11 protein-coding genes are annotated in these 14894 nt (G+C 73.1%); 8 read left to right on the plus strand and 3 right to left on the minus strand.

Translation table 11 applies throughout. The annotated features are described in order from the left end of the window. The first annotated feature begins 7 nt into the window (after nucleotides 1–7). The gene (locus tag AB0C38_RS24535) at nucleotides 8–319 is read left to right on the plus strand and encodes an NIPSNAP family protein (RefSeq protein WP_360677266.1); all 312 of its coding nucleotides are present in this window, start codon (nucleotides 8–10) and stop codon (nucleotides 317–319) included. A 32-nt stretch (nucleotides 320–351) separates the two neighbouring features. Continuing rightward, nucleotides 352–1257 carry an acetamidase/formamidase family protein gene (locus AB0C38_RS24540; RefSeq protein ID WP_360677268.1) on the plus strand — a complete coding sequence of 302 codons (906 nt, stop codon included), beginning with the start codon at nucleotides 352–354 and terminating at the stop codon, nucleotides 1255–1257. A 21-nt stretch (nucleotides 1258–1278) separates the two neighbouring features. On the opposite strand, the gene AB0C38_RS24545 is transcribed toward AB0C38_RS24540, so the two are convergent. Continuing rightward, the gene (locus AB0C38_RS24545; RefSeq protein WP_360677270.1) at nucleotides 1279–2730 is read right to left on the minus strand and encodes an amidase; all 1452 of its coding nucleotides are present in this window, start codon (nucleotides 2728–2730) and stop codon (nucleotides 1279–1281) included. A gap of 431 nt (nucleotides 2731–3161) precedes the next feature. Between AB0C38_RS24545 and AB0C38_RS24550 the strand changes: the two genes are divergently transcribed. Continuing rightward, on the plus strand, nucleotides 3162–5090 hold the full coding sequence (locus AB0C38_RS24550; RefSeq protein WP_360677272.1) for a LamG-like jellyroll fold domain-containing protein: 1929 nt from the start codon (nucleotides 3162–3164) through the stop codon (nucleotides 5088–5090). Nucleotides 5091–5137: 47 nt separating this feature from the next. Here the strand turns inward: AB0C38_RS24550 and AB0C38_RS24555 are convergent, their stop codons facing one another. Together AB0C38_RS24555 and AB0C38_RS24560 are read right to left on the minus strand one after the other, a co-directional pair. Continuing rightward, a complete protein-coding gene (locus AB0C38_RS24555) occupies nucleotides 5138–5719 on the minus strand; it encodes an NAD(P)H-binding protein (protein ID WP_360677274.1) in 582 nt (193 codons plus the stop codon). Nucleotides 5720–5730: 11 nt separating this feature from the next. Beyond that, the gene (locus AB0C38_RS24560; RefSeq protein ID WP_360677276.1) at nucleotides 5731–6948 is read right to left on the minus strand and encodes an MFS transporter; all 1218 of its coding nucleotides are present in this window, start codon (nucleotides 6946–6948) and stop codon (nucleotides 5731–5733) included. Between the two features lie 46 nt (nucleotides 6949–6994). On the opposite strand from AB0C38_RS24560, the gene AB0C38_RS24565 reads away from it, so the two are divergent. The 5 genes from AB0C38_RS24565 (at nucleotide 6995) to AB0C38_RS24585 (ending at nucleotide 14890) form a co-directional block, all read left to right on the plus strand. Beyond that, the gene (locus AB0C38_RS24565; protein ID WP_360677278.1) at nucleotides 6995–8461 is read left to right on the plus strand and encodes a PLP-dependent aminotransferase family protein; all 1467 of its coding nucleotides are present in this window, start codon (nucleotides 6995–6997) and stop codon (nucleotides 8459–8461) included. Nucleotides 8462–8590: 129 nt separating this feature from the next. Continuing rightward, the gene (locus tag AB0C38_RS24570) at nucleotides 8591–8911 is read left to right on the plus strand and encodes a hypothetical protein (RefSeq protein ID WP_360677280.1); all 321 of its coding nucleotides are present in this window, start codon (nucleotides 8591–8593) and stop codon (nucleotides 8909–8911) included. 41 nt (nucleotides 8912–8952) lie between these two features. Then, on the plus strand, nucleotides 8953–9372 hold the full coding sequence (locus tag AB0C38_RS24575; RefSeq protein WP_360677282.1) for a DUF6640 family protein: 420 nt from the start codon (nucleotides 8953–8955) through the stop codon (nucleotides 9370–9372). Between the two features lie 101 nt (nucleotides 9373–9473). Next, on the plus strand, nucleotides 9474–12359 hold the full coding sequence (locus AB0C38_RS24580; protein ID WP_360677284.1) for an AAA family ATPase: 2886 nt from the start codon (nucleotides 9474–9476) through the stop codon (nucleotides 12357–12359). A 68-nt stretch (nucleotides 12360–12427) separates the two neighbouring features. After that, nucleotides 12428–14890, plus strand: coding sequence for a PEP/pyruvate-binding domain-containing protein (locus tag AB0C38_RS24585; protein ID WP_360677286.1), 2463 nt, complete (start codon nucleotides 12428–12430; stop codon nucleotides 14888–14890). Nucleotides 14891–14894: the final 4 nt, after the last annotated feature.

Raw genomic sequence — 14894 nt, forward strand, 5'->3', positions numbered from 1 at the left:
AGTCTCGATGTTCTACGAGATCCGCACCGAGCACGCCCGCCCCGGCCACGGCGCCGAGCTGGCCCGCTACCTGGACGAAACGGTCATCCCGCTGCACCAGGAGAGGGGGATGCGCGTGACGGGATCGTTCACCGTGGCCGGCGAGGACACCTTTGTCTGGATTCGGCGGTTCGAGGACGACGCCGACCGCGAACGCGTCCTGACCGCCGTCCACCGGCATCCCCGGTGTGCGGCCATGGTCGACACCGTCTCGGCACTGACCGGCGCGAGCGCGTCCACCGTCCGCCTGGAACCGACCGCCGGGTCCATGCTTCGCTGAGACCGCAAGCACCTGACGCGAGGAGACGAAACGTGGCCGAACACCAGCTCCCGGCGACGCCCGAGACCACAGTGGACGTGTTCGACCGGACCACCCCGCCGGTGCTCACGATCGACCCGGGCGATTCCCTCGTGGTCGGTTCGCTGGACGCCGCGGGGTACCTGGAACGCCGGGTCGACGGCCCCACGATGATCCCCGGCCGGCGCGGGCACTGCCTCACGGGCCCGATCGAGGTGCGCGGCGCCGAGCCGGGCCAGGTCCTGGCGGTGCGCTTCACGTCGATCACGCCCGCGGACTGGGGCTGGACCACTGCGGGGGTGAAGGACACCCCGCTCAACCGCGCCCTCGGCGTGGCCGGCGGCCCGGGCGCGCGGCTGACGTGGGACATCGACGGCGACACCGCCACCAGCAACCTCGGCCACACCGTCGGCGTCGCGCCGTTCCTCGGTGTCATCGGCGTTCCGCCGGTGGAGCCGGGGCCGCACTCGACCATCCCGCCGAGGGCGGCGGGCGGCGGCAACATCGACTGCCGGGACCTGGTCGCCGGATCGACGCTGTTCCTGCCGGTGACCGTGCCCGGCGCGCTGCTGCACCTGGGCGACGGCCACGCGGCGCAAGGCCACGGCGAAGTCGGCGGGACGGCGATCGAGTGCTCGATGACGACCGGGGTGACCATCACGCTGTCGGCGGATCCGGTCCTCCCGGGCATCCACGCCGAGACGCCGGAAGGCCGGGTCACGTTCGGGTTCGGCGTGGACCTCAACCAGGCGATGGCGGACGCGCTGGCCGCGATGACGACGTGGCTGCAGCACCTCTTCGCCGTCGACCAGCCGACGGCGCTCGCCCTCGCCAGCCCGGTCGTCGACCTGCGGATCACCCAGGTCGCCAACGAGACCTGGGGAGTGCACGCCGTCCTGCCCCACGGAGCGATCCGCTGACCGGTGCTCGGCGGGACGCACTCACCGGGGCGCCTGGAAGCCGCCGGTCTCCTGCTCGAGCAGTTCGGCCAGCCGCAGCGGGGTGCGGTCCTCGAACATCGGACCGATGAGCTGCACCCCGACCGGCAGCCCCTCGGGGGACCGGCCCGCGGGGATGGCGGTGGCGGGCAGGCCGGGCATGGTGGCCAGGCCGGCCCAGACGAGCTGGTCGAAGTACGGGTACCCGACGCCGTCGATGTCGAGGCGCCGTTCCATCGGATTGGGGTGGTGGTCGTGCGGGAACGCGGGCGTCGGCGTGACCGGGCAGACCACCGCGTCGAACTCGGCGAACAGCTGCCGCCAGCCGTGGCGGTGGGCCTCGCGGCGGTTGTTCGCTTCGAGCCAGTCGCGGTGGCTGAACATCAGGGCGCGCAGCCGCGTCGCGTCCAGGCTCCGGTCGTCCGCGCCCAGCCCGGCGATGCGGGTCCGCAGCTGCTCGAGCGACTCCATGGGAAAACGCGCGACGGAGCCCGAAATCAGCAACTGCATGTAGAGCGTCGCGGCTTCGGTCAGATCGGGCAGGAGCGGACTGTGCCGTCCGACGCGGGCGCCGCCGTCGACGAGCGCGTCGGCCACCCGGTGCACGCCCGCCCGCACGGCGGACCCGGTCGGGATGAACGGATGCTCGTCGAGGACCAGGACCCGGAAGTCGCGGAGCCGCTCGTGGCGGGCGGGCGGCAGTGCCAGCCGGTGCGCCACGCCGCGCGTCAGCGGGTCCGGTCCGGCCATGACGTCGAGGAGGAGCGTGAGGTCGCGGGCGGTGCGCGCCATCGGACCGACGACGGCGAGGTCGAGGTCGACCGGCAAGGCCGGCTCGCCCGGCGGGACCATCCCGCGGCTGGCCGCGAGTCCGAGCGTCGGCTTGTGCGCGTAGACGCCGCAGAAATGCGCGGGGGTGCGCAGCGAGCCGGCGATGTCGGAGCCGAGGGACAGCGCGCCGAACCCGGACGCCAGGGCCGCCGCCGACCCGCCGGAGGACCCGCCCGACGTGCGACCGGGATCCCAGGGGTTGGTGGTGGTGCCGTAGATCTCGTTGAAGCTCTGGATGTCTTGCAGCCCCAAGGGCACATTGGTCTTGCCGAGCACGACCGCGCCCGCGGCCTTGACCCGCGACACCTGCACCGCGTCCTCGGCCGGCAGGTGGTCCCGGTGCGGCGGCATGCCCCAGGTCGTGGGCAGCCCGGCGACGTCGTAGGACTCCTTGACCGTCACCGGAACGCCGAGCAGCGGCCGGTCCTCACCCCGCGCACGTGCCTGGTCGGCCCGGAGTGCGGCGGCCCGCGCCCGGTCGAAGTCCGGCACGCAGATCGCGTTGACCACCTTGTCGTCCCGCTCGATACGGGCGATCGCCTCGTCGGTCAGTTCCACCGACGTCACCGCACCGGCGCGCAACGCTTCAATGAGTTCTTCGGCTGACTTGAAGCTCCATTCCATGAAATCGAAGCTATCGACCTGTCGCGTAGGACACGAAATTCCGGTTCGCGCAACAGGGAAGCCTGACGGGCCAACTTCATTGACGAAGTCGCGTATTCGTTCGACCACCGAAGGTGACTCACCACAGGTCACGGCACTGATTTCGCGCCAACTGTGCCCGCACCGGCCATGAATGCCCGCATCGCGCAACAGGATGGATGTCTCAATTCTCGCCCGCAATTCGGGCCGCGACACAACCCGACACACCTGACAGGACAGGAATTGTCAACCGAGATGACAGCCCGGCACCGAGCCGTGACCTGCGTCTCGAGCGCTCGCGACGTAACGGATCCGACGTGAGCAGGCCATCTGGTGTTCGCGTCGGCTCAAGCAGGCGGGAATAGCGTCCGGGTCGCTGAAGGATTCTCCCGGAAAACCGAATGAGGCAGACCATGCGCGAAAACCAGCCGGGCCCGAACCGACGGTCCTTCCTGCGCAACGCGGGGCTGGCCGGCGTCGGCGCGACGGCGCTGGGTGCGCTCGGCGTCGCACCCGCCGAAGCCGACACCGCGGACAGCGCGACGAGCGCGAGCAGAGGCAGCGGCAGGTGGAACCCGGACGGCGAGAGCCTCCAGTTCACCGTCGCCGTGATGCCGGACACCCAGTACCTCTACTGGGGCAGCCAGAACAGCATCAACCCGGAGCCGCAGGAAGCGTCGCTGCGGTACGTGATCGAGAACAGCGGCAAACCGGACCACAACATCGTCTTCTTGGCCCACCTCGGCGACCTCACGCAGGACGCCGACGTCACGTCGTTCCAGGCCGTGGACAAGACGTTCAAGACGGCCGATTCGGCCGGCGTCGCCTACAGCGTGCTCGCGGGCAACCACGACGTGTCCGGTGACGACACGCGTGGCACCACGCCGTACCTGCAGACCATGGGCCCGCAGCGGTTCCGCCGGCAGAAGTCGTTCCTCGGCTCGGACGCGAGCGGCTACAACACCGCGCACGTCTTCCGCGCCGCCGGGCGCGAGTGGCTGCTGTTGGCCATGGATTGGCGCACGTCCGCCGCGGGCTTCGCGTGGGCCAACGACGTGCTCAAGAAGAACCCGAAGCTGCCGGTGATCCTCACCTGCCACGAGATCGTCGCGCCGACCTACGGTGACGAGGTCTACCCGTACGAGTCGGGCGACCCCGAGAACAACGCCGAGATCACCGACTACGGCCAGACCGTGTGGGACTCGCTGATCAAGGACAACGACCAGATCTTCCTCACGCTCAACGGCCACTACTGGCCCTCGGGCCGCATGACGAAGAAGAACGCCGCCGGCCACGACGTGCACCTGCACATCACGAACTACCAGAACCGGTACATGAGCGGCGGCGGCATGCTGCGCCTGTACCACTTCGACCTCGAGCGCGACACGATCGACGTCGAGACGATCTCCCCGTGGATCCTCGAGAAGGACCCCGCGAAGCGCAACCGCCTGGAGGTGCTGGAGTCGCGGCTCACCACGTCCGTCGACCGCTTCTCGACGCCGTTCGACTTCGAACAGCGCTTCGCCGGCTTCATCCCCGTGCCGGTCCGCCCGGCGCGCCCGGCCGGGAAGGTGCTCGTGCCGGGCACGCTCGCGTACTGGCGCTTCGACAACGTCGGCGCGAACGGCAGCCCCGTCACCGCCAGTCAGAAGGTGCGCGACCTGTCGGGCCACGGCAACGACCTCACGCTGCAGTCCGTCGCCGGCACCGCCCCCGACGCGCTGATCTGGACCGATGACCACCACCCCGACCAGCCGGGCCACGCCAGTCTCCGGTTCGCCGGCGGCAAGAACCCGCTGCACGGCGCGTACCTGACCACGGGCTCGCGCGCGCCGCTGAACACCGAGACGTTCAAGCACGGCTACACCATCGAGACGTTCGTGAAGATCCCCCGCGACTGGGACGGCGGGAACAACGGCAACATGCCCGTCCTGGTCCGCCGCGGCGCGTCCGGCGACGCGGGCAAGCACGGCAAGAACACCGACCCGAAGGAGCCGGTGGCCCAGCTCATGACCACGAACAACGGTCGTGAGGTGCAGTTCAACTGCTACCCGCTCAGCCAGACCTACCCGACCACCAACTGGAGCCACGGCCTGGCCGAGGACCGGTGGTGGCACCTCGCGGTCGTCAACGACGGCCACCACACCAAGGTCTACGTCGAAAGCTCCCCGGTGGCCGACAACCCCTTCACCGACTCCGTCGGCATCGCGTCGCTCGGCCTCACGTGGCTCCTCGGCGGCCACGAGTACGGCGGCGCGCTCGACAACGTGTTCCACGGCTGGATCGGTGACGTCCGGATCGTCGACCGCGCACTGCGGCCGGACGAGTTCCTGACCAAGTGATCCCCCGGCAGCGGGTGACCCGGTGGTCACCCGCTGCCGCCCGGACGTCAGTCGACGATGGTGACCACGCCCGAAGGCGCGTCGAGGGCCTCGACCGTCAGCTCGGCCGCGCGGTCGATGTGGACCCGCGGCTCCGCCGGCTTCTCGCCCTCGTTGTACGTGCCCGGGCCGTAGAACTGGCCGTAGCTCAGGACGACACCACCCTCGGCCAGGACCGAGCTCTCGAGATCCGCGACCGCACGCGCGTCCGGGCCGTCGGGCAGCGGCCAGGCGACGCTCTGGGCCAGGATCTTCGCCGAGCCGCTCCGGCGGGCCGCCTCGATCAGGTTGTGGTTGCCCTCCGTGCGGATGCGGGCGTTGCGCTCGGCGTGGTCACCGATCTTCGTGACGTCGTCGGGCAGGTCGGTGAGCTCGTTGAGGACGACGTCCGGCTTGAAGTCGCGCACCGCCTGGACGAGCTCGTCGCGGTCGAAGACGTCGCACAGGATCGCCACCGCGCCGAGGTGGACCAGCGGCTCGACCTTGGCGGCCGAACGGGTCATGGCGCCGACCTCGTGCCCGGCCGCGACCAGGAGCGGGACCAGCCGCTGCCCCAGCACGCCCGTGGCGCCGGCGAGGAATACCTTCATCACTTTCTCCTTCATTCCGATGTGGACTGTCCAGTGGGGATGATGCGATCGACGCCCCAGACCAGCAGGGCCGCCACGCTGAACCCGGCGCCGAGGACGCAGACCGCGCCCCAGCCCCACGCGCTGTAGATCGCCGTCGCCGCGACGGCACCGCCGCCGAACCCGACGGAGTAGTACGCCATGTTGCTGCCGATGAGGCGGCTGCTCGAGTTCGGGTCGACACCCACGATCAGGTGCTGGTTGGTGACGTGCACGGCCTGCCCGGCGAAGTCGATGACGACGATCCCGATGAGCAACGGGATCAGCGAGTGCGGCAGCCACGCGATCGGCAGCCAGGACACCGCGAACAGCGTCAGCGTGACGCCGGTGACCCACTGTGCGCGGCCGCGGTCGGCCAGCGCGCCCGCCCGGGCCGCTCCGATCGCGCCCGCCGCGCCGACGAGGCCGAACAGCCCCACCTCCGACGTCGACAGGTGCCACGGTGACGCGGACAGCGGGAGCGCCATCGAGCCCCACAGGGCGCCGAAGCCGGCGAACATGAACAGCGTGATCAGGCTGCGGACGCGGAACACCCGGTTGTGCGCCGTCAGCGTGACCACCGACGTGATCAGCCGGCGGTAGGACACGGCCGGCCGGTCCGGCCGCTCCGGCGGCAGCCGCAGGCCGAGGACGACCGCGACGCCGAGCATGAGCAGCGCGGAGACGACGTACACCGAGCGCCAGCCGAACGCGTCGGAAAGCAGCCCGGACACCGTGCGGGCGAGCAGGATGCCGATCACCACACCGCTGGTCACGATGCCGAGGACCCGGCCTCGGGAGCCGGGACCGCTCAGCACCGCCGAGTAGGCGATGATCACCTGCTGCACGACGGTCGCGAGCCCGACGACGCCGCTGGCGACGAAGAACGTCACCGGCCCCGGCGAGACCGCCACGGCGACCAGCGCCACGGCGGCGACCACCGACCCCGCCGGGATGAGCACCCGCCGGTTGAGCAGGTCGCCGAGCGGCACGATCAGGAGCAGGCCGAGGAAGTAGCCGAGCTGGGTCACCGTCGTCACGAACCCGAGTCCGGCGGCCCCGACCCCGAGGTCGCGCCCGATCTCCTCGAGCAGCGGCTGGGCGTAGTAGATGTTCGCGACCGCGATCCCGCAGGCGACAGCCAGCAAGAGGGCGAAGCGCGTGCTGATGGTGGGTGGTCCGGGGGACTCCCGGACATCGAGGGAGGTCACGCTTTCGACGCTAGGCCGAAATGGAGCAGGAGTATGGTCCACTTCCATGGTGGAAACGCGGGCCAATTCCGGCGGTCTCGGCGCCGATCTGCACCTGGACCACGTGGGGCTGCGCGGCCGCCACGGCCTGCGCGACTCGCTGATGGCCGCGCTGCGCGAAGCCGTGCGCACCGGACGTCTCCAGCCGGGCGCGCGGCTGCCGCCGTCGCGGACCCTGGCCACCGACCTGGGGATCGCGCGCAACACCGTGGCCGAGGCCTACGCGGAGCTCGTCGCGGAAGGCTGGCTCACCGCCCGGCAGGGCTCGGGCACCCGCGTCGCCCCGCGCGCGGCACCCGGCCGGGCGCCGAAGGCCGGCTCCGAGCGCGTCCCTCTCGCGCGGCCGACGCCGATCCGCGCGCCCGGCACCCGGTACAGCTTGCTGCCCGGCAACCCGGACCTGGCGAGCTTCCCGCGCGCACAGTGGCTCGCGGCCGCCCGGCGCGCGCTCACGGCCGCACCGCACGAAGCGCTCGGCTACGGCGACCCGCGGGGGCGCGTCGAACTGCGCACCGCTCTCGCCGGTTACCTGGCGCGGGCCCGCGGGGTCCACGCGACACCCGACCGCATCGTGGTCTGCGCGGGGTTCGTGCACGCGCTGCGGCTGATCGGCGCCGTGCTGCACGGCCGCGGCGTGCGGTCGGTCGCGGTCGAGGCGTACGGCGTCCCGCAGTACTACGACCTGCTGACCGACGCCGGACTGCGCACCCCGGCCCTCCCGCTCGACGAACACGGCACGCGCACCGAAGAGCTCGCCGACGCCGGCGCGGTCCTGCTGACGCCGGCCCACCAGTACCCGACCGGCGGCGCACTGAGCCCGGACCGCCGGGCCGGCGTCGTCGACTGGGCGCGCGCGACGGGCGGCCTGGTGCTCGAGGACGACTACGACGGCGAGTTCCGCTACGACCGCCAGCCGGTCGGCGCGCTGCAGGGCCTCGACCCCGACCGGGTCGCGTACTTCGGCACGGCGAGCAAGTCACTCGCGCCGGGGCTGCGCCTGGGCTGGATGGTGCTCCCCCGGTCCTTGACGCGCGAGGTGATCGCGGCCAAGGGGCACGTGGACTGGGCGCCGGGTTCGTTCGACCAGCTGACGCTGGCGGAGTTCCTGACCTCCGGCGACTACGACCGCCACGTCCGGGCGATGCGGCTGCGGTACCGCCGCCGCCGCGACCAGCTGGTGGCGGCGATCGCCGAGCGGGCGCCGGGGATCCGCGTGTCGGGCATCGCGGCGGGCCTGCACGCGGTGCTGGACCTCCCACCGGGCACCGAGCCGCAGGTGATCGCGGCGGCGGCGAAGGCGGGCTTGGCGGTGGACGGCCTCGGCGACTTCGCGCACCCGTCGACCGGGGAGCCGCGTGGCGACGGGCTGGTCGTCGGGTACGCGACCCCGTCGGACAGCGCGTGGCCGGGTGCGCTGGCCGCGTTGTGCGAGGTGCTGTCGCGGTTCCCCGGCCCCGGCACGGCGGCCCGGTAACCGCTTCCCGGGGCCGTCGGCGAGCACGAGGATCAGCCGGCTGCGGTCAGGGTTCGCGCAGTGATGTCAGTCGATGACATCAGCGTGTACAGTGATGTCATCAGCTGACATCACTGCGAAAGGGCTTCCATGTCACCGACCCAGAACACCGCCGCGGCACCCACGTTCATGGTGTTCGCGACCCTCCGCGACGACACGGACTTCACGGAGTTCGCCGCGCTCCGAGAGGACGAGCAGAAGCAGCTGGCGGTGCTGCGCTCGGCCGGGCGGATCGGCGCCCACTACGTCTCCCCCACCCGGCGGGCGACGTTCATCGAGGTCATCGCCGCCGATGAGCGGCAGGTCGCGGAGACGCTGGCGACCCTGCCTTTCGCCCGGTTCTTCGATGCCGACGTCTACCCGACCACGCCCCCGGACCCGGCGGAGGTCGCCCACCGCGCGCGATCGTGAGCCGGGAACCCGCCCCCACTTTCACTTGATGGAGAACAACTATGGCAATTCCCACCCTTCGGAAGTTTCCGTTCGGCAAGGTGCTCATCTCGTTGTCCGCGGCGGGGACCATGGTCGGCTCGTACGTCGCCGACTGGAACGAGACGCACATTCACAATCCGGCGTGGCCGCCCCACGCCAAGTTCCACAACGCCCAAACCATGAGCATGGGCGCCGCGCTGTCCCTGGCAGCGCTTTACCACTTGTGGAAACCGGGCCGGTCGCGTGCGTCGCTGGACAATGCGGCGATCATCGCGAGCCTGTACGGGATCACCCAGCTCTCCGCCGCGCTCTATCCGGGAACCGCCAGCGTCGACCCGCCCCGCGAAGACACCTGGCCGCAGCTCAAGTACACCCTGCCCAGCCTCGGGCTGGTCCTGCTCGGCTACGCGGCCGAGCGCTACCGGATCACCCGGAAATGATCTTCGGCCAACCAGGGGAATCGCGGTGACGATGCACGGAATCGCCGGGTCGGTGTGTGATCGTGTTACCCGCCCGGAACTCCGAGCGGAGGCGAATCGCCGTGGCCGTCACCGTGCACGCGGATGTTCCGCTGGTCGGCCGGGATCGGGAACTGCGCCGGCTCGTCGAGTGCGCCGGGCGGGTCCGGACCGGCGGGGCCGCCGTGGTGGTCGTCGAGGGCGCGGCCGGGATCGGGAAGTCGCGGCTGGCCGCGGCCGCGCTGCGGTCGGCGCGTGCGGACGGCTTCACCGGACTGTGCGCCGGCGGAGCCCCGCTGCAGCGCGACCTTTCCTACGCCGTGGTGGTGGAAGCCTTGCGGCCACTGGTGCACGGGCCCACGGCCGACGTCGCCACGCTCGTCGACGGCTTGGGTGACCTGGCCCGGCTCTTCGACGGTCTTCCCGTCGCCCGGCCCGCTCCGCTCGGTGACGCGGGGCTGGAGCGCACCCGGCTGTTCGAAGCGGTGTGCGGCCTGGTGCGCCGGGCGAGCCGGCGGGGACCGCTGGCCGTACTGGTCGACGACCTGCAGTGGGCCGACTCCGAATCCCTCGCCGTCTTCCACTACCTGGTCCGCGGGCTGGCCGACTGCCCGATCCTGTTCGTCTTCACCTGCCGTACCGGTGAGCCGCGGCGGGAGGTCCAGGAACTGTTCACCGCGTTGCGGCGCAGCGACGTGCTGACCGAGATCACCGTGCGGCCGCTGGGATCGGACGCGGTCGGCGCCCTGGCCCGGGCGCTGCTGGGTGCCGAACCTCCAGCCGCGTTGCTGCGGGCGCTGGCCGGCCGCGCCGGCGGGGTGCCGCTGTTCGTGAAGGAACTGGTCGGCGCGCTGGTCGACAGTGGCGCGCTGACGCGCTCCGGCGACCGGTGGGTGCTCGGTGCCGGCGACCTCGCCCCGATGCCCCGGGTGGTCGGTGATCTGCTGCGCGGCCGCATCGAAAGCCTGCCGGCCGCCGCCCGTCCGGTGCTGGACGTCCTGGCCGTGTTCGGCGGCCGGGTCACCCACGCGTTGCTGCGCGAGGTCGTGGCCGACGAGGCCGTGCTGCTCGACGGGATCGCCCGGTTGCGGGCCGCGCACCTGGCCGACGAGCAGGTGCTGGCGGGCGCGGTGGTGTACCGGGTCACGCACCCGTTGCTCAGCGAGGTGGCCTACGACCTGCTCCCCGCGGCCGCCCGCGGCGAGCGGCACGCGGCGGCCGCCCGTGCCGTGCTGCGCACCGCTCCCGGCGACCTGCGCGCGCTGGCGTTCCACGTGCGGGCCGCCGGCGAGGTACTGGCGCCCGCGCAGTCCTTCGACATCCTGGAACGCGCGGCCCGCGAAGCGATCGCGGGGAAACGGGGCGACGAAGCGGCGGCGAACGCGCGCGCCGCCATCGCCGCGGCGACCCGGCTCGGCCGCACCGACGCGCTCGGCGAACTGACCCGGCTGCTCGCCGGGGCCAGCCAGCTCGCCGGCCGGCCGGAGGACGCCCGGACCGCGTGGCTGGCCGCGGCGGACCTGGCCGGCGACGACGTCCGGACCCGGGCGCGGTGCGTCGCGAACGCCGCCATGGCGGAGTGGGAACGCGGCCACGTCGGCGCCGCCGAGGCACACCTGGCGCTGGCCGCCGAAGCACTCGCCGGCGTGCCGCCCGGCCCGGAACACCTGACCGTCACCGAGGCCCGCGTGCGGGCCGCCGGACGCCGCGGCGACACCGCCGCCGAGCGACGGCTGATCGGCGAGCTGGATCGCCTCGTCGAAACGACGGGGTCGAGGCGTGACCGGGTGAGCGCGGACGTCCACCGGGTCGCGTCGGCGTTCACCGGCGGCGACTTCCGGACCGGCCTGGCCGGGGTCGACACGCTGGTGCGCAAGACCGACGAGCTCCAGGACCCGGTGCTGACGGAGCTGGCCACCCGGTCGGTCTTCATGCTCGTGCTCAACGGCGGTGACCTCGCGGTGGCCCGGGCCCACGCGACCAAGGCGCTCGGCGGCGCCCGCCGGGCCGGCGTGCCGACGCTGGAGGTCGTCCCCCTGCTGCTGCTCGGCTTCGCGGACCTGTTCGGCGGCCGCTGGGACGACGCGATGGCCCGCTCCTTCGACGTCGTGGAGCTGGCGCAGCGGGTCGGCATGGTCCGCGGCGCGGCGTTCGGGCTCGCGCTGCAGGGCATGCTGCTCGCCCGGCGCGGCCGGTTCGACGACGCCGAAAGCCGGGTCGCCGAGGCCCGGGCGGGCTACGGGCACTGGCCGGACGTCGACCGGCGGGTTTCCAGCGTCCTCGACCAGGTGAGCGTGGAGGTCGTCCTCGGTCGCGACGGCGCGGCGGCCGCACTGGGACCGGCCGCCGCGCTGGTCGCCGGCCGGCCCGTCCTCCTCCCGGTCGCGCTGGCCATGCTCGGGACCGCGGCGCTGGGCGCCGAAGACGTCGTGACCGCGCGAACGGCGGCGGACCGGCTGGAGGCGCTGGGCGACGAAGTCTGGTACCCGGCCGCGCTCGCCGGGTGGCTGCGCGGCCGGATCACCCGCGACCCGGCGTCGCTCGACGCGGCCGTCGACCGCCTCGCCGCCGCGGGGATGGTCTACGACGAGGTGCTCGCCCGGCTGGACCGCGTGGAGCTTCAAGCGGACGGGCCCGGCCCCGCGGCCGATCTCACGCGGTGCGTCGAGGTGCTCGACGGGCTGCGCGCGCGGCCGCAGGCGGACCGGGCGAGGCAGCTGTCGCGAGGGCTGGGGCAACTCCCGGTGGCCCGGCCCGCCCGGGTCAGGCCGAGCGAGCTGAGCGACCGCGAGGAACAGGTCGCCCGGCTCGTCGCGCAGGGCCTGTCCAACGCCGAAGTCGCCGGCCGGCTGTTCATCAGCAAGCGGACGGTCACCACCCACCTGCAGAACATCTACGGCCGGCTCGGTCTCGGCTCCCGCACGGCGCTCACCCGCTACGTACTCGAGCGGCTGCCCGGAAATACGTAGTCCGGCCGATGCCGCGCTCCCGGCGTAGTCGGCGACGGTGGAGTCACCCGAGTCGCGAGGAGCCCACGATGACGACGTCCCAGGCCGTCCTGCTTCCCCTGCCGCAGGCCACCGACCGCCACCTCGCCGGCACCAAGGCCGCCACGCTCGCGGCGCTGGCGGCGCACGGGTTGCCGGTGCCCCCGGGCGTGGTGATCCCGGCCGGGGTGTTCGCGCGGTCGGTGGCCGCGGCGCGCGAGCCGCCCGGCGGCCTCGCCCTGCCCGGCGACGTGCTCGCCGCGCTCGTCGAGGCGGTCCGGCCGTGGGGTGACGTCGCGCTCGCGGTCCGCTCCTCCGCGATCGGCGAGGACCTGCCCGGCGCCTCCTACGCGGGGCAGTACTCCACGGTGCTGCGCGTGCGGGGCACGGACGCGCTGCGGGCCGCCGTGCTGCGGTGCTGGACGTCCGCTTTCGGTGACCGGGTCGTCGCCTACTCGAGGGGGGTGGGCGAAGGTCCGGCGATGGCGGTTCTGGTGCAGCCGATGGTGTCCGCGGCCGCCGCGGGAGTGGCGTTCACCGCGGACCCGGTCACCGGCGAGCGGGACGTCGTCGTGATCGACGCCGTGCCGGGCCTGGCCGAGCGGCTGGTTTCGGGCGAGGTGACGCCGGAGCGGTGGACGGTCCGCGGCGGCCGGGCCCACCGCGAGCGCGGGGCCGAAGCCGCGCTCGATCCCGGCTCGGCGCTCGCCGTCGCCGAACTGGCCCGCACGGCCGCGCGGTTGCGCGGCGCGCCCCAGGACGTCGAGTGGGCGGTCGCGGACGGCGAGGTGGTGCTCCTGCAGTCGCGGCCGGTGACCGCGCTGCCCGTCGCTCCGGTGCCGCTGCCGGTCGAAGTGCCGCCCGGCTACTGGACCCGGGAGAGCAGCCACGCGCCGCTGCCGTGGACGAGGCTGACCCACGCGGCCTACCAGCCGCGGATGACGGCGGTCCGGAACGCCGTCGGCGAGCTGGGCCTGCTCATCGACGGCGTGGACCTGCGCGACATCGGCGGCCTGGAGTACCTGCGGATCGTCCCGCTCGGCGGCCGGGAGCCGGTCCGGTTGCCGGACTGGGCCGTGCCGCTCGCCTTCCGGCTGGTTCCGGCGCTGCGGCGGCGGGTGCGCGAGTGCGTGGCGGCGATCCGGGCCGACATCCCGATGCGCCACGTCGACCTGTGGACCGATGAGTGGCGCCCACGCCTCGAGGTCTGCGTCGCCACCCTGCGGGACATCGACCTCGGCCTCCTCGACGACGACGCGCTCGAGCGGCACGCCGAGTCGGCGCTCAGGCTGTTCGGCGTCGGCTTGTCGATCCACTTCCGGCTCCACCTGGCGCTGGCGATGGTGCTCCGCCAGCTGGCGCTCGCCTGCCGGGAGCTGCTCGGCTGGGACGACCAGTCGTGGCTGCGGCTGGTCGCCGGCACCTCGGTGCGTTCCACCGAGCCGGCCCGCGCGCTGGCGGAGCTCGCCGCCCACGTCGCCGCCCGACCCCGGCTGCGCCGGCTCGTCGAGGACCCGGCGTCGGACGTCCTCGCCGAAGACGCCGAGTTCGCCGGGCGGTTCACCGATTACCTGCGCCGGTACTGCTGCCGCACGCTGAGCTACGAGCTCGCCGAGCCCGCCATCGACGAGCGGCCCGACCTGGTCCTCGCGCTGCTGCGGCACCAGCTGGCCGCCGGCTACGACCCCCAGGCGCGGGAAGAGGAGCTGGCCGGGCGGCGGGCCGCGGCCGCCGCCGAAGCCCGGGCCGCGCTCGCCGGCCACGACGTCGCCGCCCGGGAGCGGTTCGAAACCGCCCTGTCCCGCGCCCTCGCGGCCTACCCGGTGCGCGAGGACAACGAGTTCCACACGATCAGCGGCCCGGGCGCGCTGGTCCGTCGCGCCGTCCTGGAGCTCGGCGACCGGCTGACGCGCCGCGGCCTGCTCCCCGACCCCGCGGCCGCCTTCCACCTGCGCCCGCCCGAGCTGCTGGCGGCGTTGCGGACCGGCGACGACCTGCGCGTACCGGCCGCACGCCGGGCCGGCGAGCGGATCTGGGCCATGGCCAACCCCGGTCCCGCGAGCTACGGGACCCCGCCGCTACCTCCGCCGTCGATGGCCTCGCTGCCCGCGCCGGCGCGGTTCGCCAACGAGGCGTTCCTCTGGGCCCTCGACCGGATCCTCGCCCCCGCCCCGGGGCAGGGCGGCGACCAGCGGGTGGTGCACGGGATCGCGGCGTCACCCGGCAGCTACACCGGCGTGGTCCGCGTGATCCACGACGAGACCGGGCTCGGCCGGCTGTGCGCCGGCGAGGTCCTGGTCTGCCCGATGACCTCGCCCGTCTGGTCGGTGGTGTTCCCGAGCGTCGGTGCGCTGGTCACCGACGCCGGCGGGACCCTGTCCCACCCGGCGATCATCGCGAGGGAGTACGCCGTGCCGGCCGTCGTGGCCACCGGCGACGCCACCACGCGGCTGCGCGACGGTCAGGTCGTCACCGTGGACGGCACGAAAGGCCAGGTCCGGATCGTCCGGTGACCTG

It is taken from the genome of Amycolatopsis sp. NPDC048633, from assembly GCF_040650695.1.
GTDB lineage: Bacteria > Actinomycetota > Actinomycetes > Mycobacteriales > Pseudonocardiaceae > Amycolatopsis.

What these genes read in the sequence shown, in the direction of transcription:
- AB0C38_RS24570 (WP_360677280.1), top strand. Translation starts at nt 8,591, where the DNA reads ATGTCACCGACCCAGAACACCGCCGCGGCACCCACGTTCATGGTGTTC.
- AB0C38_RS24575 (WP_360677282.1), top strand. Translation starts at nt 8,953, where the DNA reads ATGGCAATTCCCACCCTTCGGAAGTTTCCGTTCGGCAAGGTGCTCATC.
- AB0C38_RS24535 (WP_360677266.1), top strand. Translation starts at nt 8, where the DNA reads ATGTTCTACGAGATCCGCACCGAGCACGCCCGCCCCGGCCACGGCGCC.
- AB0C38_RS24555 (WP_360677274.1), bottom strand. Translation starts at nt 5,719, where the DNA reads ATGAAGGTATTCCTCGCCGGCGCCACGGGCGTGCTGGGGCAGCGGCTG.
- AB0C38_RS24550 (WP_360677272.1), top strand. Translation starts at nt 3,162, where the DNA reads ATGCGCGAAAACCAGCCGGGCCCGAACCGACGGTCCTTCCTGCGCAAC.
- AB0C38_RS24585 (WP_360677286.1), top strand. Translation starts at nt 12,428, where the DNA reads ATGACGACGTCCCAGGCCGTCCTGCTTCCCCTGCCGCAGGCCACCGAC.
- AB0C38_RS24545 (WP_360677270.1), bottom strand. Translation starts at nt 2,730, where the DNA reads ATGGAATGGAGCTTCAAGTCAGCCGAAGAACTCATTGAAGCGTTGCGC.
- AB0C38_RS24565 (WP_360677278.1), top strand. Translation starts at nt 6,995, where the DNA reads ATGGTGGAAACGCGGGCCAATTCCGGCGGTCTCGGCGCCGATCTGCAC.